Raw genomic sequence first — 24,104 nt, 5'->3', positions numbered from 1 at the left:
TTGTGAGTGGGCGCTCACTTCTGTAACCTCACAGTCGTGCACGCGGCTAACGGCTCTCGGACGCGCGCGCCGCATCTGCCCCAGGACGAGCGGCGTGCGGCGCTCATCGATGCGACGCGGGACGCGCTGCTCGAGCACGGCACCGTCCCCACCACCAAACAGATCGCCGCGGCCGCGGGCGTCGCGGAGGGCACGATCTTCCGCGTCTTCGAGTCCAAGGAGGCGCTGCTGGACGCGGTCGTGCGTGAGTCCTTCGTGATAGGCGACCTGTTCGACCGGATCGACGCGATCGACCCGGTGCTTCCGCTGCGCGAGCGGCTGTACCTGTTCGTCGAGGTCCTGCAGAGCAGATTCCAGCAGATGTTCGGACTGATGGCCGCGCTCGGCATGGTCTCGCCGCCCCACGTGCAGGACGAGGGCTCGCGACGCCGTGCGCAGGAGGAGGGGCCTGCGCTGGTGGAGCGTCTGGCCGGAGTGATCGGCGATGACGCCGACCAGCTCAGCGTCCCGCCGCACGAGGCGATCCATCTGCTGCGACTGCTCACCTTCTCCGGCAGCCACCCCCACATCAGCCACGGGGACGTGCTCTCGCCCCGCAGCATCGTCGACGTCCTGCTCGACGGAATCTCAGCCACCTCAGCCCCCGCCGCCGGAAGGACCACTCCGTGACCCTGATCCGCCTCGTCGCCGCGCACCTGCGGCACCGGCCCTGGCTGCTCGCGGTGGCCGTGTTCCAACTCGTCAGCGTCATCGCGAACCTGGTGCTGCCCAGTATCAACGCGAAGATCATCGACCTCGGCGTCACGCCCGGCGACACCGGCTACATCTGGCGCATGGGCGCGATCATGCTGGGGATCACCCTGATCCAGATGATCGCGGCGGGCGGTGCCACCTATTTCGCCGCCCGCAGCTCCATGGCCTTCGGCCGGGACACCCGACGTTCCCTGTTCGGCGCGGTCAGCCGGTTCTCGGGACGCGAGGTGTCGAAATTCGGTGCGGCGTCCCTGATCACGCGCACCACTAACGACGTTCAGCAGGTGCAGCTGCTGGTCCTGATGTCGCTGTCGATGATGATCCAGGCGCCCTTCATGGCGGTCGGCGGCGTCTTCATGGCCATCCGGGAGGAGGCGGGTCTGGCCTGGCTGATGGTCGTGGCCGTGCCGGTGCTCGGCGCCGTTCTCGGCGTGGTGATCGCGAAGATGATCCCCGGCTTCCGGCTCGTTCAGACCCGGCTCGATGCCGTGAACCGTGTTCTCCGGGAACAGCTCACGGGCGTCCGCGTGATCCGGGCCTTCGTCCGTGAGCCCGTCGAGCTCGACCGGTTCGACGATGCCAACACCGCGCTCACGGACGCCTCGGTGCGGGTGATGCGGCTGATGGCGATCATGTTCCCGTGGGTGATGCTGGTGCTCAACCTGTCCACGGTCGCGGTCTGGTGGTTCGGCGCGCATCTCATCGCAGACGGTTCCGCGCAGATCGGCTCCGTGACCGCCTACATGCAATACATGATGCAGATCCTCATGTCGGTGATGATGGCCACGTTCATGGTGATGATGGTTCCGCGCGCCTCCGTCGCCGCGGACCGCATCACCGACGTGCTGTCCACGCCGCCCACCGTCGCACCGCCGGAGCACCCGGATCCGCTGCCGGCCATCACCGGCACCGTCGAACTCGACCAGGTCACGATGTGCTATCCGGGCGCGGCGCAGCCCGTGCTGCGCGACGTGGATCTGACTGCGCGACCGGGGGAGACGGTGGCGATCATCGGGTCGACCGGCTCCGGCAAGACCACCCTGATCAACCTGCTGGCACGGTTGTTCGACGCCACCGGCGGCGCGGTCCGCTACGACGGCGTGGACGTCCGCGAGCTGCGGTCGGATGCGCTGTGGGGCCATGTCGGCCTCGTGCCGCAGCGCGCCTACCTGTTCAGCGGCACCGTCGCCTCGAACCTGCGGTTCGGCAATCCCGACGCGACCGACGACGACCTCGCGGAGGCGCTGCGGATCGCGCAGGCCGCCGACTTCGTCGCGGAGCTCGGCGGTCTCGACGCACCGATCGCGCAGGGCGGCACCAATGTCTCGGGCGGGCAGCGCCAACGGCTCGCGATCGCCCGCGCGCTCGTCGCGAAACCCGCGATATACCTGTTCGACGACAGCTTCTCGGCGCTCGACCTGACGACCGACGCGAAGCTGCGCGCGGCCCTGCGGCCCTACACCCGCGACGCGACCGTCTTCATCGTGGCGCAACGCATCTCGACCATCGCGGGCGCGGATCAGATCATCGTTCTCGAGGACGGCGCGGTCGTCGGCCACGGCACGCACGCCGAGCTCCTCGAGACCTGCCCGACCTATCAGGAGATAGCCGGCAGCCAGGCGACGGCGGGGAGTGCGGCATGACGCGACCGGGAGGGCGGACGGCGGCCGCCGCGATGGCGGGGGCGCCCAACCAGAAAGCCATGACCTTCTGGCCGTCGCTGAGACGGCTGCTGGGGCGGATGCGCGAACAGCGCGCCGCGATGACGGCGGCGATCGTGCTCTCGGTCGGCTCGGTCACCGCCGCCGTGCTCGCACCCAAGGTGGTGGGCACGGCCGTCGACGCGATCTACGACGGCTTCCGCTCGCAACTGCGGCACGGACCGGGCATCGACTTCCACCGCGTGGGAACGATCCTGGTCTGGGTGATCGTGCTGTTCGTGGCGAGCGCGGCCCTCCAGTACGTGCAGGGCTACCTCCTCAACGGGGCCGTGCAGCGGGTCATGTACGCGCTCCGCCGCGAGGTGGAGGAGAAGCTGAACCGGCTGCCGCTGAGCTACTTCGACGGACAACCCCGCGGTGAGCTGCTCTCGCGGGTGACCAACGACATCGACAACCTCGGCCAGTCGTTGACCCAGGCGCTGAGCCAGCTCATCGTCTCCGCGTTCACGGTGATCGGCGTGCTCGTCATGATGCTCGTCGTCTCGCCGCTGTTGACGGCCGTCGCCGTCGTCGTGATCCCGTTGATCGTGGTCTTCGCGGGCCAGATCATGAAGCGCAGCCAGAAGCACTTCGTGGCGCAGTGGAAGTCCACGGGCTCGCTCAACGCCCAGGTGGAGGAGGCCTTCACCGGACACGATCTGGTCACCGTCTACGGCCGTGGGGGCGCGCTGGAGGAGCGCTTCGCCGCCGAGAACGACGCCCTGATGCACGCGAGCTACCGCGCGCAGTTCCTCTCCGGCCTCGTGATGCCGATCAGCATGTTCGTCGGCAACCTGCAGTACGTGGCCGTGTGCGTGGTCGGTGGTCTGCGGGTCGCCGGCGGCGGGATGAGCCTCGGCGATGTCATCGCCTTCATCCAGTACTCCCGCCAGTTCACCCAGCCCGTGACGCAGATGGCGTCGATGGTGAACATGCTCCAGTCGGGCGTCGCCTCCGCCGAACGGGTCTTCTCGATCCTCGACGCGGAGGAGCAGGTCGCCGACCGGCCGGGCGCGCTGCCGGAGCCCACGCGCGGCCGCGTCGCCTTCGAGGACGTCTCCTTCGGCTACCGGCCCGGCGAACCGCTCATCGAGGGCATGAACCTCGTCGCGGAGCCCGGGCGGACCGTCGCGATCGTCGGGCACACGGGCGCCGGCAAGACGACCCTGGTCAACCTGATCATGCGGTTCTACGAGCTCAGCGGCGGGCGGATCACGATCGACGGCGTCGATATCGCCGAGGTGGAGCGGGCCGATCTCCGTCGCAGGATGGGCATGGTGCTGCAGGACACCTGGCTGTTCGAGGGCACCATCATGGACAACATCCGGTACGGGCGTCTCGACGCGACCGACGAGGAGGTGTACGCCGCAGCGCGGGCAACCTTCGTGGACCGGTTCGCCCACTCCCTACCGGACGGCTACCAGACGGTGCTCGACGACGAATCGGGCAGCGTCTCGGCGGGCGAGCGGCAGCTGATCACCATCGCCCGCGCCTTCCTCGCGGAGCCGGCGATCCTCATCCTCGACGAGGCCACCAGTTCCGTCGACACGCGCACCGAGGTGCTGCTGCAGCAGGCCATGCACGCCCTGCGGGCCGACCGGACCAGTTTCGTCATCGCGCACCGGCTCTCGACCATCCGGGACGCGGACGTCATCGTCGTGATGGATCACGGGCGCATCGTCGAGCAGGGCTCGCACGAGGAGCTCCTCGCCGCCGGCGGGCACTACGCCGATCTGTACCGCGCGCAGTTCGAGGGTGTCGAGATCTGACTGTGAGGATGGATCTGCCACCTCGATGTGCCTGCAGGATCGGCGTTTCGGTGGTGGGCTGTAGCTGACGATCCTCGGATGTGACCCTTGATCTGACTGGCCGTGGTGCCCTTGTCGCGACTTGTCCGTTCGGGGATTGTCGGCACCGGCCCGGTCGGAGCGACTGGCCTGATCAGGAGCTTGACCGACCGCGGTGTTGCAGCGCCGCGATCGTGTCCCGTCACAGTCCCGCCGTGACTCCTCCCGGACCGGAACCACCTATTGGTCCCACCGGATGTTGGAGGAACGCATGACCAGTCTGACGGAAATCGTGGATGTCGTCATCGGAGTCGACACGCACGTCGAAACACACACCGCCGCCGCGGTGCACGCACGCACCGGCGCGGTGCTCGATCAGATCACCGTCGCCACCACCGTCGACGGCTACCAGCAGCTGCTCGACTTCGCCGACGGGCACTCACAGCTGCGGGCCTGGGCGATCGAAGGGACCGGCGGCCACGGCGCGGGCCTGACCCGCGCACTCGCGGTGCGCGAGGAGCTGGTGATCGAACTCGACCGCCCCGAACGAGCGCAACGACGGCACGGCGCGAAATCCGACCCACTGGACGCGATCCGCGCCGCCCGCGAAGCGCTGTCCCGGCCCGAACTGGGAACACCCCGTGCGGCAGGAGACCGGCAAGCATTGTCGGTGCTACTCGCGGCCCGCCGCTCCGCCGTTGACGGCTACACCGTTGCGATGCGGCAACTGTTCAGCCTGGTCATCGCCGCACCTGAGCCGCTCCGGGAGATCCTGCGCGGACGCCCGCTGCCGGAGATGGTGGCCATCGCCGCGAAGCTCCGCACTCGCACCAGTTGGGACACAGAAACCGCCGCCACCGCAACAGTGCTCAAGACGCTCGCACGTCGAGTGCAGACACTGCGGAAGGAAGCCGACGAGCACGAAAAGCAGATCCTCGCGATCGTCAAAGCCTGGCGGCCGGACCTCCTCGCGCAACTCGGCGTCGGCCCGATCGTCGCCGCCACGCTCTTATGCGCCTGGTCACATCCCGGCCGGGTCCGATCCGAAGCGGCGTTCGCAATGCTCGCCGGCGTCGCACCGATCCCCGCCAACAGCGGGCAGGTCACCACCCGCTACCGCCTCAATCGGCACGGCGACCGCCAGGTCAACCGTGCTCTGCACACCATCGTCCTGTCCCGGCAACGCTACGACCAGGCCACCCGTGACTACACCTCCCGCCGCACCGCACAAGGCAAGACCCCGCGCGAGATCAAACGCTGTCTCAAGCGCTACATCGCCCGCGACCTCTACCGCCTCCTAGAGCACCCTTCGACTACTTGACACCCATAGGAGCGTCGCGCCGGTCCGCGAACAGGTCGTTGCCAAGGTTGTTGCAAGTGCGCGCGTTAGGCTGGTGACCGAGAAGAACGGACGATGAGGGACAGAAGCGACGGACATGAGCGATGAACTCGTACCCGGGACGGTGATCGGCGGCTACCGGATCGAGCGGCGCCTCGGCTCCGGCGGCATGGGGTCCGTTTACCTGGCCAAGCATCCCGAGCTGCCGCGCTACGACGCGCTCAAGGTCCTGGGTGCGGGCTACTCGGGCGACGATGCCTTCCGCAAGCGGTTCCTCCGCGAGGCGGAGCTGGCAGCGCGGCTCGATCATCCGAACGTGGTCACCATCTACAACCGTGGCACCGAGGGGGCGCGCCTGTGGATCGCGATGCAGTACGTCGAGGGCGACGACTGCTCCGTCCTGCTCAAGCGCACCCCGACGGGCCTGCCGCCCGCGGTCGCGGTGGAGATCGTCGGCCAGATCGGGCGCGGTCTGGACCGTGCGCACCGCGCCGGGCTCCTGCACCGCGACATCAAGCCGGCCAACATCCTGGTCACCGCCGTGGACGACGACGGCGACGACGGGGACGAACGCCGCGCGCTGCTCACCGACTTCGGCGTGGCCAAGGGCGGTGAGGACACCTCGCAGTTGACGGCGGTCGGCACCGTCCTCGCGACGCTGGCCTACGCCTCGCCGGAGCAGCTGTGCGGCGAGGAGCTGGACTCGCGGTCGGATCAGTATTCGCTGGCAGCCACCTTCTTCCATCTGGTCACGGGCAAGGTGCCGTACACCGGCGCCAGTACCGACGCGGTGATCGACGCGCACTTCAACGCCCCGCCGCCGCGGATCTCGCAGATCCGCGAGGGGGTGCCGCCCGCGGTCGACGCCGTGGTCGCCCGCGGCCTGGCGAAGACCCCCGCCGAGCGATTCGCGACATGCAAGGAGTTCGCGAACGCGCTGAAGTCGGCGATGGCGGCCCCCGTCGCGCGTCCCGCGCCGCGGCAGGTGCCACGCCCCGCGCCCGGGTACGTCCCGGGCCCCGGCCACCCGTCGGGGCCCCAGCAGCCCGCGACCGCGGGGCGCCCGGCCCCGCCGGTGCAGCGCACCGTCGCACCCGGTATCCGGGGGCAGGCGAACCGGCCGAGCTACCCGATGGCGCGTCCGCAGCAGGCCCCGTCGCCGCAGCCGTTGTACGGTGCGGGCGCGCCCTCCGGGGCCGTGCCCAGGCCGTCGGCGCCCCGCCCGCCGGTCGGTCGCGACCAGCCCGCGAAGGCCCCGGCGCAGGGTGTGATGTCGCCCGGCGTACTGGTGCTCGTGGGAGTGGCGGTAGTGGCGTTGCTGGTGTTGATCCTGGTCATCGTCCTCGCCTCATGATCCGTCCGAGCCTGTCGGTGGGACCGCCTACACTGCGTAATGACAGCGATGAGATTCTCCACCGGAGGTGAGTAGCCCATGACGTCCGCCGCCGGCTCGTTCGTCCATCTGCACAACCACACCGAGTACTCGATGCTCGACGGCGCGGCCAAGGTCGATCCGCTGTTCGCGGAGGCCCAGCGGCTGGGCATGACGGCGGTCGGCATGTCCGACCACGGGAACATGTTCGGCGCGTCGGATTTCTACAACACCGCGAAGAAGTACGGCATCAAGCCGATCATCGGCATCGAGGCCTACATCGCGCCGGAGTCGCGGTTCAACACCAAGCGCGTCAAGTGGGGCGATCCGTCGCAGAAGGGCGACGACGTCTCGGGCTCGGGCGCGTACACCCACATGACGATGGTGGCGGAGAACGCCACGGGCCTGCGGAACCTGTTCAAGCTGAGCTCGCTCGCGTCGATCGAGGGCCAGCTCGGCAAGTGGTCCCGGATGGACGCGGAGATCATCGCCGAGCACGCGTCGGGCATCATCGCCACGACGGGCTGCCCGTCGGGCGAGGTGCAGACCCGCCTGCGGCTCGGGCACGAGCGGGAGGCGTTGGAGGCCGCCGCGAAGTGGCAGGAGATCTTCGGCAAGGAGAACTTCTACCTCGAGCTCATGGACCACGGTATCGACATCGAGCGCCGGGTCCGCGAGGGTCTGCTGAACATCGGCCGGCAGCTGGGCATCAAGCCCCTGGCCACGAACGACTGCCATTACGTCACGAAGGACAAGGCGGAGTCGCACGGCGCGTTGCTGTGCATCCAGACCGGTAAGACCCTGTCCGACCCCACTCGGTTCCAGTTCGACGGTGACGGCTACTACCTCAAGTCCGCCGAGGAGATGCGCGAGCTGTGGGACTCGCAGGTCCCGGGCGCCTGCGATTCGACGGTCGAGATCGGAGAGCGGGTCCAGTCCTACGCGGAGGTGTGGGAGCACAAGGACCGCATGCCGCGGTTCCCGGTGCCCGAGAACCACACGCAGGAGTCCTTCCTGGAGTCGGAGGTCATGGACGGGCTGAACCGTCGTTTCCCCGACGGTCCGCCCGCGGACTACGTCGAGCGTGCCAAGTACGAGCTGTCCGTCATCAACGAGATGGGCTTCCCGGCGTACTTCCTGGTCGTCGGCGACCTGATCGCGCACGCGCACGAGGTCGGCATCCGCGTCGGCCCGGGCCGTGGCAGCGCCGCCGGTTCGCTGGTGGCGTGGGCGCTGGGCATCACCAACATCGACCCGATCCCGCACGGCCTGCTGTTCGAGCGGTTCCTCAACCCCGAGCGCGTGTCGATGCCCGATATCGACATCGACTTCGATGATCGTCGCCGCGGCGAGATGATCACCTACGCCTCGGAGAAGTGGGGCTCGGACAAGGTGGCGCAGGTCATCACGTTCGGCACCATCAAGACCAAGGCCGCCATCAAGGACTCGGCCCGCGTCATCTACGGCCAGCCCGGCTACTCGATCGCCGATCGCATCACGAAGGCGCTGCCGCCGCCCATCATGGCCAAGGACATCTCGGTCAAGGGCATCACGGACCCGGCGCACGAGCGGTACAAGGAGGCCGTCGAGGTCCGCCAACTGATCGAGACGGATCCGGACGTCAAGAAGATCTACGACATGGCGCTCGGCCTCGAGGGCCTGATCCGCAACGCTGGCGTGCACGCCTGCGCCGTGATCATGTCGTGCGACCCGCTCACCGACGCCATCCCCGTGTGGAAGCGCGCGCAGGACGGCGCGATCATCACCGGCTGGGACTACCCGTCCTGCGAGGCCATCGGCCTGCTGAAGATGGACTTCCTGGGCCTGCGCAACCTCACCGTGATCGGTGACGCGCTGGACAACATCAAACACAACCGCGGCGTCGACCTCGACATGGACCAGTTGCCGCTCGACGACGAGACGACGTACGAGCTGCTGCAGCGGGGAAACACCCTCGGCGTCTTCCAACTCGACGGCGGCCCCATGCGGGACCTGCTGCGCCGCATGCAGCCCACCAAGTTCGAGGACATCGTCGCCGTCGGCGCCCTCTACCGGCCCGGCCCGATGGGCATGAACGCGCACAACGACTATGCGGATCGCAAGAACGGCCGGCAGCAGGTCAAGCCGATCCACCCGGAGCTCGAGGAGCCGCTCAAGGACATCCTGGCGGACACGTTCGGCCTGATCGTGTACCAGGAGCAGATCATGCACATCGCGCAGAAGGTCGCCGGGTACAGCCTCGGCCAGGCCGACATCCTGCGCCGCGCGATGGGTAAGAAGAAGAAAGAGGTCCTCGACGAGGCCTACGGCGGGTTCCAGCAGGGCATGCTCGACAACGGCTTCTCGCAGGCCGCGATCACCGCGCTGTGGGACACGGTGCTGCCCTTCGCCGGCTACGCGTTCAACAAGTCGCACGCCGCCGCCTACGGCCTGGTCTCGTACTGGACCGCCTACCTCAAGGCGAACTACCCGGCCGAGTACATGGCAGCGCTGCTGACCTCCGTCGGTGACGACAAGGACAAGGCGGCCATCTACCTCGGTGACTGCCGTCGCCTGGGGATCACCGTGCTCCCGCCGGACGTCAACGAGTCCTTCCATGCGTTCACCTCGGTCGGCGAGGACATCCGCTTCGGCATGGGCTCGGTGCGCAACGTGGGTGAGGGCGTGGTCGCGTCGATCGTCCGGACGCGGGAGGAGAAGGGCGCCTACACCTCCTTCTCCGACTACCTCGCCAAGATCGAGGTCGCCGCGTGCTCCAAGAAAGTCACCGAATCCCTCATCAAGGCGGGCGGTTTCGACTCGCTCGACCATCCCCGCAAGGGCCTGCTCCTGGTGCACGCCGACGCGATCGAGTCGGTGCTCTCCACGAAGAAGGCCGAGGCCGTGGGCCAGTTCGACCTGTTCGGGTCGATGGGGGAGGACGACGGTGCCGCCGGCCCCATCGACGACGTCTTCACCATCAAGGTTCCCGACGAGGAGTGGGAGGGCAAGCACAAGCTCGCCCTCGAACGCGAGATGCTGGGCCTGTACGTGTCCGCGCACCCGCTCGACGGGGTGGAGCACGTGATCGGCGCGCAGACCGACACCGCGATCCCCGCGATCGTCGAGGGCGACGTCAAGGACGGGACCCAGGTCACCGTCGGCGGCATCCTGCAGTCCGTGAACCGGCGCGTGAACAAGAACGGCGCTCCGTTCGCGTCCGCGCAGATCGAGGACCTCTCCGGTGGTATCGAGGTGTTCTTCTTCCCGCAGGCGTACGCGGCCTACGGCGCGGAGGTCGTCGAGGACGCGGTGGTGCTCATCAAGGCCCGGGTGAACTTCCGGGACGACAAGGTCACCCTGATCGCGAACGACATCGCGCCCATCGATCTGTCGCAGATCGGTGTCGCCAAGCCGCTCTCGCTGACGATGCAGACCAGGGTGTGCACGCAGGACAAGGTCTCCGCGCTCAAACAGGTGCTGCAGCGACACCCCGGCGTCTCGGACGTGCACGTCAAGCTCGTGAGTGGCGACGGCGAGGGGCAGAGCACCACGCTCAGGCTGGCCGACACGCTCCGGGTGAACCCGTCGTCGTCGCTCATGGGCGACCTGAAGGCGCTGCTCGGTCCGAACTGCCTGATCTGAATCTCTCTCCGCGAGTTATGGCGCGGGTACCATAACCATATGGCGCTCAAGCGGACCACAGTGATGCTCGACGAGGACGACCTCGCGTTGATCAAGGCCGCGTCCGCCCGAGAGGGTCGTCCGGAGGCGGAATACATCCGCGATGCGGTCCATCGTGCGGCGCTCCGTACGCGCACATGGGATGAGGACTTGGACATCCCGTCCTTCGACTTCGGAGAGCCGATGACGGCTGATGGCATCAAGCGCGAGATCGCGGACGAGATGAACGCCAGGCACAGGTGATCCTCATCGCCGATACCTCCGGGGTGTTGGCCGCGTTCGCCACCTCGGAGGCGGATCACCTGCGCGCGAGGGATGCGCTCAACGCCGCATCCCTGGTGGTCTTCACGCCGTTGGTGCTTCTCGAGCTCGAAGTACTCGGTGGTCGACGCATCGGCCGGCAGGCGGCGCAGGCCACTGTGGACTGGATTCTCGCGACTGCCGCATCCGGCAGGTTTCGGATCGACTCCGTTTCCGGAGCCGACCTGCACGAAGCGCGGAAGGTGCAGCGGCACTACGCAGGACTCGATCTCGACCTGACGGACGCCGTCAACGTCGTCGTCGCGTCCCGCTGGGACACTGTGGATCTACTGACCCTGGACCGACGAGACGTCCGGGCCATCGTCCCTCTGTCACGGCACGCCGCCTTCCGGCTGCTCCCCGACGATTCCTGAGGCGATCAGGCGCGGGAATGCACCGCGCGGGCGGCCCACCACACGACCACTCCGACTCCGGCCGAAGCCAGGACGGCCGGGGTGAACGACGCCGCGCCGGTGACCAGCGTGAGCATGAGTCCGAAGGCGAGAACGACCAGCGCCGCGACCAGGGCTTCGGCCTTGTGGCGAGGCCACGCGATGCCGAACACGTCGACCGTGCCCCGCTGTGCGCTGGCACGGCCGGCGGAAGTCAAGGATGCGGCGACGGTGGTCATGGTCTTCACCATAGCCTGTGACTGAGTTTTCGGCTACCCGAACTCACGGTCCGGCGGATCGATCTGGGATGATGGAACACGTGTTGCGCTGGATCACCGCTGGAGAATCGCACGGCCCCGCCCTCGTGGCCCTCGTGGAGGGCATGGTCGCGGGCGTCGAGGTCACGTCGTCGGACATCGCCGCCCAATTGGCGCGGCGTCGACTGGGCTACGGCCGTGGTGCGCGCATGAAGTTCGAGGCCGACAAGGTGACCATCCTCGGGGGCGTCCGGCACGGCCTGACGCAGGCGGGCCCCGTCGCCATCGAGATCGGCAACACCGAATGGCCGAAGTGGGAGCAGGTCATGTCGGCGGACCCCGTCGACCAGGAGCTGCTGGACGGCATGGCACGCAACGCGCCGCTCACCCGTCCGCGCCCCGGCCACGCCGATTACTCGGGCATGCTCAAGTTCGGCTTCGAGGACGCGCGCCCGGTGCTCGAGCGCGCGAGCGCCCGCGAGACGGCTGCCCGGGTGGCCGCCGGCACCGTCGCCCGTAACTTCTTGCGCCAGGCGCTCGGGGCCGAGGTGGTCAGCCACGTCATCTCGATCGGTGCGTCGCAGCCGTACGTCGGGCCCACCCCGTCGGCGGCCGACCTGGAGCGGATCGACGCCTCACCGGTGCGCGCCTTCGACGAGGCCGCGGAACAGTCGATGATCACCGAGATCGAGGCGGCCAAGAAGGACGGCGACACCCTCGGCGGCGTCGTCGAGGTCGTCGTCACCGGGCTTCCGGTCGGCATCGGCTCGGTCGCGTCGGGGGAGAGCCGCCTCGACGCGCGGCTCGCGTTCGCGCTCATGGGGATCCAGGCGATCAAGGGCGTCGAGGTCGGCGACGGCTTCGAGACCGCCCGCCGGCGGGGCAGCGAGGCGCACGACGAGATGCTCCCCGACCGGGGCGGGGTGCTGCGCTCGACGAACCGCGCGGGCGGCGTCGAGGGCGGCATGACCAACGGCGAGGAGCTGCGCGTGCGCGTGGCGATGAAGCCGATCTCCACGGTGCCCCGTGCCCTGCGCACCATCGACATGCAGACCGGCACCGAGGCCGTCGCGATCCACCAGCGCAGCGACGTCTGCGCGGTGCCCGCGGCGGGCGTGGTGGCCGAGGCCATGGTCGCGCTCGTGGTCGCGCAGGCGGCGCTCGAGAAGTTCGGCGGTGATTCGCTGGCCGAGACCCGCAGCAACATCGAGCGGTACTCCGAGCAGGTGGCGGCGCGGTTGCAGCGGGTGACGCCCGAGGCGATCTGATGGCCGGCGCGCCTGGTCGTGAGCCGGGCCCTGCAGCCATCCTGATCGGTCCGCCGGGCGCCGGTAAGACCACGATCGGCCGTCGTCTCGCACGCGCGCTGCGCGTCGACTTCCTCGACGTCGACGAGGAGATCGAGCGCCGCGAGGGCCGGTCCATTCCGCAGATCTTCGCGGGCGACGGCGAGCCGGCGTTCCGCGCGATCGAGGAGGAGGTCGTGGCCGATGTCGTGACCCATCACGCGGGTGTCGTCTCCCTGGGCGGCGGCGCGGTGCTCTCCGAGACCACGCGGACGCTACTGCGCAGCTATCAGGTCGTCTACCTCGAGCTCACCGAGGAGGAGGGGATCCGGCGCACCGTCAGCCCCGCGGCGTCGAACCGTCCCCTGCTCAAGGGCGCCGACCCCGAGGCGGCGTACCGCGCCCTGATGGCCCGGCGCACCCCGATCTACCGCGAACTCGCGACGATCCGCGTCTCCACGGTGGGTCGCGCACCGTCGTCCGTCGTCCGGCAGGTGCAGCGGCGCCTGAAGGACACCGCCCCCGGGCGGGAGCGCCGCGGCCCCTGGCCGAAGCTGCCCGCCGTCCTGCGCACGTCCGCCAAGAATCGATCGGAGTAGTAGATGAGCGAGAACCCGGTGAAGGTCCGCGTCGACGCGGGCAGCCCCTACGACGTGGTGATCGGCCGCGGGCTGCTCGACGAGACCGTCGCGGCCGCCGGCGAGGCGACCAAGGCCGCGATCTTCTACCAGCCGACCCTCGCCGAGACCGCAGAGGCCCTGCGGCAGGCGCTGGCGGACAAGGGGATCGACGCGCACCGCATCGAGTTGCCCGATGCCGAGGCCGGCAAGGACCTGCAGGTGGCGGGCTTCTGCTGGGAGGTGCTCGGCCGCATCGGCCTGAGCCGCCAGGACGTGATCTACAGCCTGGGCGGTGGCGCCGCCACCGATGTCACGGGCTTCGTGGCCGCCACGTGGATGCGGGGCGTCCCGGTCGTGCACATCCCGACCACCCTGCTCGCGATGGTCGACGCGGCCGTCGGCGGCAAGACCGGCATCAACACCGACGCCGGCAAGAACCTCGTGGGCTCCTTCCACGAGCCGCGGGCCGTGATCGTCGATCTCGTCACGCTGGAGACGGTGCCGCGCAACGAGATCGTCGCCGGCATGGCCGAGGTCATCAAGACCGGCTTCATCGCCGACCCGGCGATCCTCGAGCTCATCGAGAAGGATCCGCAGGCCGCACTCGACCCCACGGGCGACGTGCTCCCCGAGCTGGTCCGCCGCTCCATCGAGGTCAAGGCCAAGGTGGTCTCCGCGGACCTCAAGGAGTCCTCGCTGCGCGAGATCCTCAACTACGGCCACACCCTCGCGCACGCGCTGGAGCGGCGCGAGCGCTACCGCTGGCGCCACGGCGCCGCCGTCTCGGTCGGCCTCATCTACGCCGCCGAGCTCGGCCGCCTCGCCGGGCGCCTCGACGACGAGACCGCGGACCGGCACCGTCGGGTCCTGGAGTCCGTGGGCCTGCCCACGTCCTACGACGCCGACGCCTTCGGGCAGCTGCTCGAGTACATGGGCAAGGACAAGAAGAACCGCGCCGGCATGCTCCGGTTCGTGGTGCTCGACGGGCTGGCCCGCCCGGGCCGGCTCGAAGCGCCGGACCCGTCGCTCCTCGTCGCCGCCTACTCCGCCGTCGCCAAGGAGGATTCCGCCCCGGGCGGCGCCGTTCTGCTCTGATTCCGGGGCCCGGTGGTGTTCAATCATCGGGTGATGCGCTGGACGACGGTGGCTGCGGCGGCGATCGGCTGTGTGGTTGCGGGCCTGCTGCCCGCGGTCGCGCAGGCCGACACGGGGTGGAACGGCAGGTACTCGCTGATCCGCTCCGCGGCGAGCAAGACCGGCACCAGCCTGGCCGCGCGGCAGTGGGAGCCCGACTTCAGCGATGTGTACACGTTCGCGACATCGTGCGCGAGCGGTACCTGCGTCGCGACCGTCGTCGACGGTCCGCCGGTGAAGAATCCGACGCTGCCCACGCCCGCCAAGTACACCTGGAACGGAACGTCCTGGGTGCACGTCTACGACTGGCAGTGGGACTGCTACATGGGTGAGGGGCGAGAGAAGGTCTACGCCCCTGCGCATTCGGTCGCCGTCTACACCCCGCGCGCCGACGGCACCCTCTCCGGCACCTGGCGCACCGACATCACCGGTGGGCCGTGCGCGGGCTCGGTCGTGATGAACGTCGCCGCCGTACCCGCTCCCTGACGCGTCAGAGCCCCAGCATCTCGACGGTCCGCCCGACCGCGTAGTCGAACAGCGCGTCCGCGGGCTCGAGCGTGTTCGCGAACTGCCCGAACAACTCGAAGCTCACGGCGCCGAACAACTGGGTCCAGGCGATGACACCGAGGGCGAGCTGCGCCGGGTCGCCGCCCGGGGCCACCGCCTCGGCGACGGCGCGCAGCTGCCCGTCGAGCACGCCCGACGGTGCCGGAGCCCCGCCGCGCCCGCACGCCGCGATCCGCGCGAAGACACCCGACGTGCGGATCGCCGCGGCGGTCGTCTCGGCGGGTGCGTGATATCCGGGCACGGGGGAGCCGTAGAGCAGCGTGTACTCGTGCGGATGGTCCAGCGCCCAGCGGCGGACGGCTCGCGCCGCGGCGATCCAACGGTCACGGGGCTCTGCAGCCGCCGAGTCGGCGGCCACCACCGCGTCGCCGAGCGCCTCGTAGGCCTCGGTGATGAGCGTGGTGAGCAGTGCGTCGCGGCTCGGGAAGTAGCGGTACACGGCCGACGAGGCGAGCCCCAGATCGCGCGCGACGGCGCGCAGCGAGAGCGCCGCGGCGCCCACCTCGCGGAGCTGCTCCCGCGCGCTGCGGGTGATCTCGGCGGTCAGTTCGGCGCGGGCGCGCTCGCGGGCGGTCAGGGAGGCGTTCACCCCTCGATCATTGCACTGATCAAAAACGAGAGCACTGCTCTTGACAATGTCGGGACAATGGCGGAGCATTGATTCAAATCAAGAGCAGTGCTCACAGATGGAGGATCTCATGACCGCACCCGCCGCCACCGTCCGTCCCGGCCGGACCGCCACCGCGTGCAACAATACCGTCGCCTGGCTCGCCCGCCGCGGCGTGTCGATCTACGGCAGTAGGGAACTCGCCGTCCGCGGGCGGAAGTCCGGGCAGTGGCGGACGGTTCCCGTCAACGTCCTCACGGTCGACGGTGCCGAGTACCTCGTCGCGGCGCGTGGACTCACGCAGTGGGTGCGCAACATGCGTGCCGCGGGTGCGGGCGAGCTCCGGCTGGGGCGCACTGTCGAGCCCTTCACGGCGGCCGAGATCACGGACCCGGCCGCCAAGGTGCCTGTGTTGCGCGCGTACCTGCGCACGTGGGCGTGGGAGGTCGGCGCGTTCTTCCCCGGCCTGAGCGCCGACAGTTCCGACGAGGATCTCGCCGCGGCCGCGGACCGCTACCCGGTGTTCGTCGTCTCCCGGGGCTGACCGCCGTGCCGGACCGCGCCGGCGCCGGTACCGTCGGAAACGTGAACGCGACCAGGACCATCGATCAGGACACGGGCGAGCTCGAGGTGCACACCGGGGTCGCCGGTCGGTCCGCGCGGCTCGGGCATCGTCTGGTGCTCGTGGCCCGCGCCTGGCAGGCGGTCGTGCAGCTCGACGGTGAGCGTCCCGTCGCGCTCGCCGTGACCGTCCGTGCGGGGGCGCTCGAGGTGGCTTCCGGCGAGGGCGGCCTCACGCCGCTCAGTGCGCCGGAGCGGGCCGTCGCCACGGCGAACGCGCACCGCTCGCTGCAGGTGAAGAAGCATCCGGCGATCGAGTTCACCTCGAGCTCGATCGAGCAGTCCGAGAACGGTTTCCGCGTGGTGGGAGTGCTGACGATCTGCGGCGTCGCCCGGCCGTCCGAGTTCGCCCTGGACTACGAGAGCGGCTCGCCCGCTCCCACCCTCGCGGCGGCGGTCGCGGTGCGCCAGACGGACTTCGGGATCACGCCGTTCTCCCTCATGATGGGCACCCTGCAGGTGGCGGACGAGGTCACGGTGATCGCGCGCGCGACTGTGTGACCGGCGGGCGGGACCTCCGCGATACCGTGGGAGGCATGCCGCAGACGACCACCGACCACGCCCGCCGCCGCGACACCCTCCGCGCCGCGCTGGCGAGCCACGACCCGGCCCTCGAAGCGCTCCTGGTGACAAACCTCGACAACGTGCGCTACCTCGCCGGCTTCACCGGCTCCAACGGCGCACTGCTGGTCGCAGCGGACCCCGCCCGCGACGCGATCGCCACGGACGGCCGCTACCTCACCCAGGTCGCCGAGCAGTCCGGCGACCTCCGGGCCGTCATCGAGCGCGATGTGGCGAAGGCTCTGCTCGCCGAGGCGCGCGAGGCGGGGATCGGCATCGTCGGCTTCGAGGCGGCGGCCCTGAGCTACGCCGACCACGCCCGTCTCTCCGGCGACGGCGCCCCGGCTCTGGTGCCGACGACCCGGCTCGTCGAGACCCTCCGTGAGGTCAAGGACGACGGCGAGATCGAGCTCCTGCGCCGCGCCTGTGCGATCACCGACCAGGCGCTCGCCGCGCTCGTCGAGGAGGGTGCCATCCGTGCCGGTGCCACCGAGCGACAGGTCGCGCGGCGGCTCGAGAACCTGATGTTCGAGTTCGGCGCGGAGGCCGTCGCCTTCGAGACGATCGTGGCCGCGGGCGCCAACTCGGCGATCCCGCACCACCGGCCGACCGACGCCGTGCTGGCGCAGGGCGATTTCGTCAAGGTCGACTTCGGCGCCCGGTACGGCGGCTACCACGCCGATGAGACCCGCACCTTCGTCCTCGGCGAGCCGGCGGCCTGGCAACGGGAGATCTACGACGTGGTGCGCGCCGCCCAGACCGCCGGGCGCGAGGCGCTCGTCCCGGGTCGCGACGTCCGCGCGATCGACGGCGCGGCGCGCGCGGTGATCGAGGCCGCGGGCTACGGCGAGCAGTTCCTGCACGGTCTCGGACACGGCGTCGGCGTGGAGATCCACGAAGCCCCGACGCTGGGCAAACTCGGCAGCGGTACACTGTCCGACGGTGCTGTGGTCACCGTGGAGCCGGGTGTGTACCTCCCGGGCCGTGGTGGAGTCCGCATCGAGGACACCCTTGTGGTCCGTGCGGACGGGCCGGAATTGCTGACCCGCACCACCAAGGACTTGATCGCACTCTAGGAGAATTGACACCCGTGGCATCGACTGCTGATTTCAAGAACGGACTGGTCCTCAACCAGGAGGGCCAGCTCTGGCAGATCATCGAGTTCCAGCACGTCAAGCCGGGCAAGGGGCCCGCCTTCGTGCGTACGAAGCTCAAGAACGTCGTCTCCGGCAAGACGGTCGACAAGACCTTCAACGCCGGCGTCAAGGTCGAGGTCGCCACCGTCGATCGCCGTGACTTCAGCTACCTGTACCACGACGGCACCGACTACGTGTTCATGGACGCCGAGACCTACGACCAGATCAACCTGGACGAGGGCAAGGTCGGCGACGGCGCGAAGTTCCTGCTGGAGAACATGCAGGTCCAGATCTCGATGCACGAGGGCGAGGCGCTGTTCGTCGAGCTGCCGCTGTCGGCCGAGTTCGTCGTCCAGCACACCGATCCGGGCCTGCAGGGCGACCGCTCCACCGGCGGTACCAAGCCCGCCACGCTGGAGACCGGCGCCGAGATCCAGGTCCCGCTGTTCATCAACACCGGCGACAAGCTCAAGGTCGACACCCGTGACGGCGGCTACCTGGGGCGCGTGAACTCCTAAGTGCCCGAGCAGTCTGACAACACCCGCTCCAGCAAGGGCCCGAAGAAGTCCGGTGCCCGCCACCGCGCGCGCAAACGCGCCGTCGACCTGCTGTTCGAGGCGGAGGCGCGCGGCGTCACCGACCTCGACGGCCTGCTGGCCGAGCGCCGGCAGCTCGCCGCGGACGACGCCGCGGTCGCCCCGGTGTCCGACTACACGGCGACGCTGGTCACCGGTGTCGGGGTGGACGGTGACCAGATCGATTCGGTGATCTCCTCGCACCTGACGGGCTGGACGCTCACCCGTCTGCCCGCCGTCGACCGCGCGATCCTCCGGATCGCCGTGTGGGAGCTGTTCAACGCCGTCGACGTGCCCCCGGCCGTGGTGGTGGACGAGGCGGTCGAGCTTGCGAAGGAGCTCTCGACCGACGAGTCGCCGACCTACCTCAACGGCGTTCTGGGCAAGGTCGCCACGCTGGCGCCGCAGGTCCGGGCCGCCGCCGCGGCCCGGCCCGCCGACCGCTCGGAGTAGTCCCGCTACCCCGTGAGGCGCGCGGCCAGGGCCCGTGCATTGCGGAGCGCGAGGGCCTGCACGATCCCGATGGGGTGGACCCCGCTCGCGGTGGGCAGCATCGAGGCGTCGGCGATGACGACGTTCGGAACGTCCCACAGCGCGCCCTCGGGGTTCGCCGCACCGCGGCGCTCCGAGGAGGCCATCCGGGCCGTGCTCATCGGGTCGGTCGCGCCGAGCGCGATCTCGCCCACCCCGTACCCCGCGGCGTGCGAGCGCTGGAGGAACTCTTCGAGGGGCCGGTCGCCGGGAACGTAGTCGCCGCCGCGCTGCTGGCCGGTGAAGATCCGCCGCGCGCCCGCCGCCTCGAGGATCCGGACCGCCGTGTCGACGCCCGTGCGCAGGTGCGCGCGGTCCGCCTCCGCCAACTCGTACCGCACCGAGGGCTCGCCGGCGGCGTCCACGACGACCTCGCCGGCGCCGCGGTCACGGAGCATCACACGCACCATCGACAAGTGCGGGAGCTGGCGCATCACGTTGAGGTGCTCGACGGGGTTGCGCCACGGCACGAAGCTGGACGCCAACGCCGGCGTCAACGGGATGGTCTCGTACCGGACCCCGAAGCCCCTGCCGTCGAGGTCCGCGTGCGCGTCGCTGAACCTCGTGGAGGGCAGGCCCGACCACGGGTCGATCAGGTCGGCGAACAGGCCCACCGCCGTCGCGGTGGGGTGCAGGTGCAGGTGTTTGCCGACGTGCGAGCCGCCGATCCCGGACCGCCTCAGCAGTGCGGGGGTCTCGAATCCGCCGGCGGCCACGACGACGGCGCTGCACTTGACGGTGAGCCATGAGCCGCCGGACGTGCGCGCGATCACCGTGCGGGCCCGGCCGGCCTGCGTCTCGATGGACCGGGCCTGCGCGCCCGTCACGATGCGCGCGCCGCGCTTCTCCGCGTCGCGCAGCCACGTGCGTCCCGCATCCTGCTTCGATGCGATCCGGCTGGCCGGCCCCCACCGGCCGTCGGCCTCGTCGTCGTCCGCCAGGCCGACGGTGCGCACGCGCAGGTCGAGTTCCCGGCAGGCCTTCTCGAGGAGCACGTCCCGCGACGACGGTGCGCCGACCCCGTCGGTGACCCCCGAGCGCTGCCAGACCTCGTCGAGGGCGGCGTCGAACGAGGGCCCGGTGTCGATGCCGCGCTCCGCCCAGTCGGCGCGCACCTCGTCCGGGATGCGGTAGTACCCGCCGTGTGCGATGACGGTGCCGCCGCCGAGGCAGCGCGCCGAGAGCAGATAGGACTGTGCGTTCTCGGTCCAGAACGGCCCCCGCGCATAGAGCTGGGCGAGGTTGTCGAGATCGGAATCGCCCGCCTCCGTGGGGGAGACGTAATCGCCGCGTTCGAGGACGAGCACGTCGAGGCCGGCCTCGGCGAGCGCGGCGGCGGCGACGGCGCCGCCCGCACCGGACCCGATCACGACCACGTCGCACGCCGTGGACGCGTCGATCTCGTACCGGGTGGGGGAGAGCGGCCGCAGTGCCCGCATCGCCCGGGCCCGCGGCTTCTTCATCGGCGCCTGCCGCGGATAGCCGATCGCGGCCATCAGTTCGGCGCCCGGCCCGTGCTGGCCGTCGGTGCCGCCGGCCGCGTAGTACGACAGGAGCGCGACATTGCGCAGCCGCTTGAACAGCATCCGCTTCTGGACGAACCGCGACCGGGACAGGTCGATCAGGACCCGCTCGCGCTCCGCCGCCGTCAGGTCCACGAAACGCTGCCCGCGGGTGCCCAGCACCGTGGCGCAGAACACGCGGTTGTCGAAGAGGGACAGTGACTGCGAGAGGGTGTTGCCGTCGCTGTCGCGAGGGCTTCGATCGGCATAGGAGACGGCCACGTCACCGGCGCGCAGATCGCTCGCCGAGGGGATGGCCACACCGTCCCCCGGGGCGAACGTGTCGACGATCGCGGAGAGCGTCGCGCGCTGCCTGGTCGACAATTCCATGACCTGAACGTACTGGTATGCTTCGTGGTGCATCAAGGCATCCTTTGAAGTCCGTCCCGAGAGGCGGAGCGAGCCGTCCGGAGAGGCGGAGAAGGAGGTCACGTGGCTCGGGAACTCATGTCCGCGGCCGATGTCGCCAGGACGGTGGCACGGATCGCGCACCAGATCATCGAGAAGACGGCCTTAGACACCGAATCGGGTGACGGCACCCCGAATCCTCGCGTCGTCATCTTCGGCATCCCTACGCGCGGTGCGGTTCTCGCCGCCCGGCTGGCCGCGCACATCGAGGAGTTCTCCGGCGTGGCGGTGCCCGTCGGCCACCTCGACATCACCCTGTACCGCGACGATCTGCGGCACAAGCCGCACCGTCCCCTCGAGCGCACCACGGTGCCGCCGCAGGGGGTCGACGGTGCCCTCGTCGTCCTCGTCGACGACGTGCTGTTCTCGGGCCGGACGGTGCGCGCCGCACTGGACTCGTTGCGCGACATCGGGCGCCCCGCCGCGGTGCAGCTCGCGGTCCTCGTGGACCGCGGTCACCGGCAGCTGCCGATCCGCGCCGATTACGTCGGCAAGAACATCCCCACCTCCCGCCAGGAGGACGTCCAGGTCCGCCTGCTGGAGAAGGACGGCGAGGACTCCGTGGTGATCTCGGAGCTGCCCGAGGCGGGTTCGACGGGGGGTGAGTCGTGACCAAGCACCTGCTGTCCGCGGCGGATCTGTCGCGCGCGGAGGCCGAGGAGATCCTCGACGAGGCCGACCGGTTGCAGCAGGCGCTGCTGGGCCGGGAGGTCAAGAAGCTGCCCACCCTGCGGGGCCGCACCGTCATGACCGTGTTCTACGAGAACTCCACCCGCACCCGCGTGTCCTTCGAGGTCGCGGGCAAGTGGATGAGCGCGGACGTGATCAACGTCTCCGCCTCCGGCAGCTCGGTCGCCAAGGGCGAGTCGCTCCGGGACACCGCGCTGACCCTGCACGCGGCGGGCGCCGACGCGCTGATCGTCCGGCATCCGGCATCGGGTGCGGCGCAACAGATCGCGTCGTGGACGAACTCGGCCGCCGCCCTCGGCGGCCTGCCCGGGCCGGTCGTGATCAACGCCGGTGACGGCATGCACGAGCACCCCACGCAGGCCCTGCTCGACGCGCTGACGCTGCGGCAGCGGCTCGGCCACCTGGAGGGCCGTCGCGTCGTCATCGTCGGTGACGTGCTGCACAGTCGGGTCGCGCGGTCGAACGCGCTGCTGCTGTCCACGCTCGGCGCCGAGGTCGTCCTGGTGGCGCCCCGCACCCTGCTTCCGGTGGGAGTGGAGACCTGGCCCGTCACCGTCGCGGACTCGCTGGAGGCGGAACTGCCCGGCGCCGATGCGGTGATGATGCTGCGGGTCCAGGCCGAGCGGATGAACGGCGGTTTCTTCCCCAGCGAGCGCGAGTACTCGGTCCGCTTCGGGCTGAACGCGCAGCGCGCGGCCCTGCTGCCCGAGCACGCGGTCGTGCTGCACCCCGGCCCGATGCTCCGCGGCATGGAGATCGGCTACTCGGTGGCGGACTCCGCTCAGGCTGCGATCCTGCAGCAGGTGAACAACGGCGTGCACGTACGCATGGCGGTGCTGTTCCATCTCCTTGCCAAAGAGGGGGGTGCGGAATGACGGCGGCTCGCTCCGGTGCCACCCACTCCTCGCGGACCGAAGGATGTCCCGAATGAGTCTGCTGCTCAAGAACGTCCGCCCGTACGGCGAGGGCGATCCGGTCGACGTCGCGATCGCCGGCGGCGAGATCACCGCCATCGCCGCCGATCTCACACCGGCGGCCGGCGCGGAGGTCGTCGACGGTGGCGGCCGGATCCTGCTGCCGGGTTTCGTGGACCTGCACACGCACCTGCGTGAGCCCGGCCGCGAGGATACCGAGACGATCGAATCCGGCTCCGCCGCCGCGGCGCTCGGCGGCTACACCGCCGTCTTCGCCATGGCCAACACCAGCCCGGTCGCCGACTCCGCCGTCGTCACCGATCACGTGTACCGGCGCGGCCAGGAGGTCGGCCTGGTCGACGTGCACCCGGTGGGCGCCGTCACCGTCGGCCTGAAGGGCGAGAAGCTGGCCGAGATGGGCATGATGGCCGCCGGACCGGGTCGCGTCCGGGTGTTCTCGGACGACGGTGTGTGCGTGTCGGATCCGCTGCTCATGCGGCGGGCGCTGGAGTACTCCGCCTCGCTCGGCGTGGTGATCGCACAGCACGCGGAGGAGCCGCGCCTGACGAAGGGCGCGGTGGCGCACGAGGGGCCCGAGGCCGCGCGTCTCGGCCTCACCGGGTGGCCGCGGGCCGCTGAGGAGGCGATCGTCGCCCGCGACGCACTGCTGGCCCGCGACGCCGGCGCCCGCGTGCACATCTGCCACGCCTCGACGGCGGGCACCGTCGAACTGCTGAAGTGGGCCAAGGGGCAGGGCGTGGCGATCACGGCCGAGGTCACCCCGCACCACCTGCTGCTCGACGACTCACGACTGGCCACCTACGACGCCGTGAACCGGGTGAATCCGCCGCTGCGTGAGGCGTCCGACGTGGCCGCGCTGCGGAAGGCACTGCGCGACGGCGTGATCGACTGCGTCGCCACCGACCACGCTCCGCACGCGGACCAGGACAAGTGCTGCGAGTTCGCCGCGGCCCGCCCCGGCATGCTGGGCCTGGAGACGGCGCTCGCGATCGTTGCGCAGGTCTCGGTGGAGACCGGCGACCTGACCTGGCGCGATGTCGCGCGGGTGATGAGCGAGCGGCCCGCGGAGATCGCGCGCCTGGACGATCAGGGGCGGCCGATCGGCGTGGGGGAGCCGGCGAACCTGACGCTGGTCGACCCCGACCTGGGCTGGACGGTGCAGGCGGACGATCTCGCGAGCCGTTCTCGCAACACGCCCTTCGCGGACCTGAGCTTCCGCGCGAAGCCGGTGCTCACCGTGCTCCGCGGCCGGATCACCGCACGCGACGGGGTGGCCGCGCAGCCGGGGACCGAGGTGCGGGCGTGATC

Annotated in this window: 23 protein-coding genes; 20 read left to right on the top strand and 3 right to left on the bottom strand. The window is 70.0% G+C overall.

What is annotated here, in order from left to right; translation table 11 throughout:
• Nucleotides 1-36 precede the first annotated feature (36 nt).
• The 8 genes from ABZX10_RS09445 to ABZX10_RS09410 all read left to right on the top strand — a co-directional run bounded on the left by ABZX10_RS09445 (nt 37) and on the right by ABZX10_RS09410 (nt 11,288).
• Nucleotides 37-669 carry a TetR/AcrR family transcriptional regulator gene (locus ABZX10_RS09445; protein ID WP_355537789.1) on the top strand — a complete coding sequence of 211 codons (633 nt, stop codon included), beginning with the start codon at nt 37-39 and terminating at the stop codon, nt 667-669.
• The gene (locus ABZX10_RS09440; RefSeq protein ID WP_355537786.1) at nt 666-2,396 is read left to right on the top strand and encodes an ABC transporter ATP-binding protein; all 1,731 of its coding nucleotides are present in this window, start codon (nt 666-668) and stop codon (nt 2,394-2,396) included. Before ABZX10_RS09445 ends, ABZX10_RS09440 begins: the two co-directional genes overlap by 4 nt.
• Nucleotides 2,397-2,428: 32 nt before the next feature.
• Nucleotides 2,429-4,222: an ABC transporter ATP-binding protein gene (locus tag ABZX10_RS09435; RefSeq protein WP_355538223.1), complete on the top strand. Its 1,794-nt coding sequence runs from the start codon at nt 2,429-2,431 to the stop codon at nt 4,220-4,222.
• Between the two features lie 274 nt (nt 4,223-4,496).
• Nucleotides 4,497-5,561, top strand: a complete 1,065-nt coding sequence (locus tag ABZX10_RS09430; protein ID WP_355537783.1) for an IS110 family transposase — start codon at nt 4,497-4,499, stop codon at nt 5,559-5,561.
• Nucleotides 5,562-5,676: 115 nt separating this feature from the next.
• Nucleotides 5,677-6,933 (top strand): protein kinase, encoded by a 1,257-nt coding sequence (locus tag ABZX10_RS09425; protein ID WP_355537780.1) that lies wholly within the window; start codon nt 5,677-5,679, stop codon nt 6,931-6,933.
• A 78-nt stretch (nt 6,934-7,011) separates the two neighbouring features.
• The gene (gene dnaE, locus ABZX10_RS09420; protein WP_355537777.1) at nt 7,012-10,575 is read left to right on the top strand and encodes a DNA polymerase III subunit alpha; all 3,564 of its coding nucleotides are present in this window, start codon (nt 7,012-7,014) and stop codon (nt 10,573-10,575) included.
• A gap of 39 nt (nt 10,576-10,614) precedes the next feature.
• Nucleotides 10,615-10,857 carry a CopG family transcriptional regulator gene (locus ABZX10_RS09415; RefSeq protein ID WP_355537774.1) on the top strand — a complete coding sequence of 81 codons (243 nt, stop codon included), beginning with the start codon at nt 10,615-10,617 and terminating at the stop codon, nt 10,855-10,857.
• Complete coding sequence (locus tag ABZX10_RS09410; protein ID WP_355537771.1) at nt 10,854-11,288, top strand: PIN domain-containing protein; 435 nt, start codon at nt 10,854-10,856, stop codon at nt 11,286-11,288. Before ABZX10_RS09415 ends, ABZX10_RS09410 begins: the two co-directional genes overlap by 4 nt.
• 5 nt (nt 11,289-11,293) lie before the next feature.
• Here the strand turns inward: ABZX10_RS09410 and ABZX10_RS09405 are convergent, their stop codons facing one another.
• On the bottom strand, nt 11,294-11,545 hold the full coding sequence (locus tag ABZX10_RS09405) for a hypothetical protein (RefSeq protein ID WP_355537768.1): 252 nt from the start codon (nt 11,543-11,545) through the stop codon (nt 11,294-11,296).
• A gap of 71 nt (nt 11,546-11,616) precedes the next feature.
• Between ABZX10_RS09405 and aroC the strand changes: the two genes are divergently transcribed.
• The 4 genes from aroC to ABZX10_RS09385 are packed head-to-tail and all read left to right on the top strand — an operon-like array spanning nt 11,617 to nt 15,089.
• On the top strand, nt 11,617-12,831 hold the full coding sequence (gene aroC / locus ABZX10_RS09400; RefSeq protein ID WP_355538220.1) for a chorismate synthase: 1,215 nt from the start codon (nt 11,617-11,619) through the stop codon (nt 12,829-12,831).
• Entirely contained in the window at nt 12,831-13,448 is a 618-nt protein-coding gene (locus ABZX10_RS09395) for a shikimate kinase (protein WP_355537765.1), read from the top strand. Before aroC ends, ABZX10_RS09395 begins: the two co-directional genes overlap by 1 nt.
• A 3-nt stretch (nt 13,449-13,451) precedes the next feature.
• Nucleotides 13,452-14,564: a 3-dehydroquinate synthase gene (aroB, locus tag ABZX10_RS09390; protein ID WP_355537762.1), complete on the top strand. Its 1,113-nt coding sequence runs from the start codon at nt 13,452-13,454 to the stop codon at nt 14,562-14,564.
• 33 nt (nt 14,565-14,597) lie between these two features.
• Nucleotides 14,598-15,089, top strand: coding sequence for a hypothetical protein (locus tag ABZX10_RS09385; protein WP_355537759.1), 492 nt, complete (start codon nt 14,598-14,600; stop codon nt 15,087-15,089).
• Nucleotides 15,090-15,093: 4 nt separating this feature from the next.
• Here the strand turns inward: ABZX10_RS09385 and ABZX10_RS09380 are convergent, their stop codons facing one another.
• Complete coding sequence (locus tag ABZX10_RS09380) at nt 15,094-15,759, bottom strand: TetR/AcrR family transcriptional regulator (protein ID WP_355537756.1); 666 nt, start codon at nt 15,757-15,759, stop codon at nt 15,094-15,096.
• A gap of 109 nt (nt 15,760-15,868) precedes the next feature.
• Here ABZX10_RS09380 and ABZX10_RS09375 point away from each other — a divergent pair, with 109 nt between their 5' ends.
• The 5 genes from ABZX10_RS09375 to nusB are packed head-to-tail and all read left to right on the top strand — an operon-like array spanning nt 15,869 to nt 19,123.
• Nucleotides 15,869-16,321: a nitroreductase/quinone reductase family protein gene (locus tag ABZX10_RS09375; RefSeq protein ID WP_355537753.1), complete on the top strand. Its 453-nt coding sequence runs from the start codon at nt 15,869-15,871 to the stop codon at nt 16,319-16,321.
• A gap of 41 nt (nt 16,322-16,362) precedes the next feature.
• On the top strand, nt 16,363-16,899 hold the full coding sequence (locus tag ABZX10_RS09370) for a YceI family protein (RefSeq protein WP_355537750.1): 537 nt from the start codon (nt 16,363-16,365) through the stop codon (nt 16,897-16,899).
• 35 nt (nt 16,900-16,934) lie between these two features.
• Nucleotides 16,935-18,035, top strand: coding sequence for an aminopeptidase P family protein (locus ABZX10_RS09365; RefSeq protein ID WP_355537747.1), 1,101 nt, complete (start codon nt 16,935-16,937; stop codon nt 18,033-18,035).
• A 14-nt stretch (nt 18,036-18,049) separates the two neighbouring features.
• Nucleotides 18,050-18,613, top strand: a complete 564-nt coding sequence (efp, locus tag ABZX10_RS09360) for an elongation factor P (RefSeq protein WP_355537744.1) — start codon at nt 18,050-18,052, stop codon at nt 18,611-18,613.
• Nucleotides 18,614-19,123, top strand: coding sequence for a transcription antitermination factor NusB (gene nusB / locus ABZX10_RS09355; protein ID WP_355537741.1), 510 nt, complete (start codon nt 18,614-18,616; stop codon nt 19,121-19,123). It begins immediately after the preceding gene.
• A gap of 5 nt (nt 19,124-19,128) precedes the next feature.
• Here the strand turns inward: nusB and ABZX10_RS09350 are convergent, their stop codons facing one another.
• Nucleotides 19,129-21,093, bottom strand: coding sequence for an FAD-dependent oxidoreductase (locus ABZX10_RS09350; protein WP_355537738.1), 1,965 nt, complete (start codon nt 21,091-21,093; stop codon nt 19,129-19,131).
• Nucleotides 21,094-21,195: 102 nt separating this feature from the next.
• Here ABZX10_RS09350 and pyrR point away from each other — a divergent pair, with 102 nt between their 5' ends.
• The 3 genes from pyrR to ABZX10_RS09335 are packed head-to-tail and all read left to right on the top strand — an operon-like array spanning nt 21,196 to nt 24,102.
• Nucleotides 21,196-21,783, top strand: coding sequence for a bifunctional pyr operon transcriptional regulator/uracil phosphoribosyltransferase PyrR (gene pyrR / locus ABZX10_RS09345; RefSeq protein ID WP_355537735.1), 588 nt, complete (start codon nt 21,196-21,198; stop codon nt 21,781-21,783).
• A complete protein-coding gene (locus tag ABZX10_RS09340) occupies nt 21,780-22,736 on the top strand; it encodes an aspartate carbamoyltransferase catalytic subunit (protein ID WP_355537732.1) in 957 nt (318 codons plus the stop codon). Before pyrR ends, ABZX10_RS09340 begins: the two co-directional genes overlap by 4 nt.
• Before the next feature lie 52 nt (nt 22,737-22,788).
• The gene (locus ABZX10_RS09335; protein ID WP_355537728.1) at nt 22,789-24,102 is read left to right on the top strand and encodes a dihydroorotase; all 1,314 of its coding nucleotides are present in this window, start codon (nt 22,789-22,791) and stop codon (nt 24,100-24,102) included.
• Nucleotides 24,103-24,104: the final 2 nt, after the last annotated feature.

The organism is Tsukamurella sp. NPDC003166 (assembly GCF_040611135.1).
Taxonomy (GTDB): Bacteria; Actinomycetota; Actinomycetes; order Mycobacteriales; family Mycobacteriaceae; genus Tsukamurella.
Note: the sequence above shows the minus strand (reverse complement) of the source record. Positions and strands in the feature narration are given on the sequence as shown.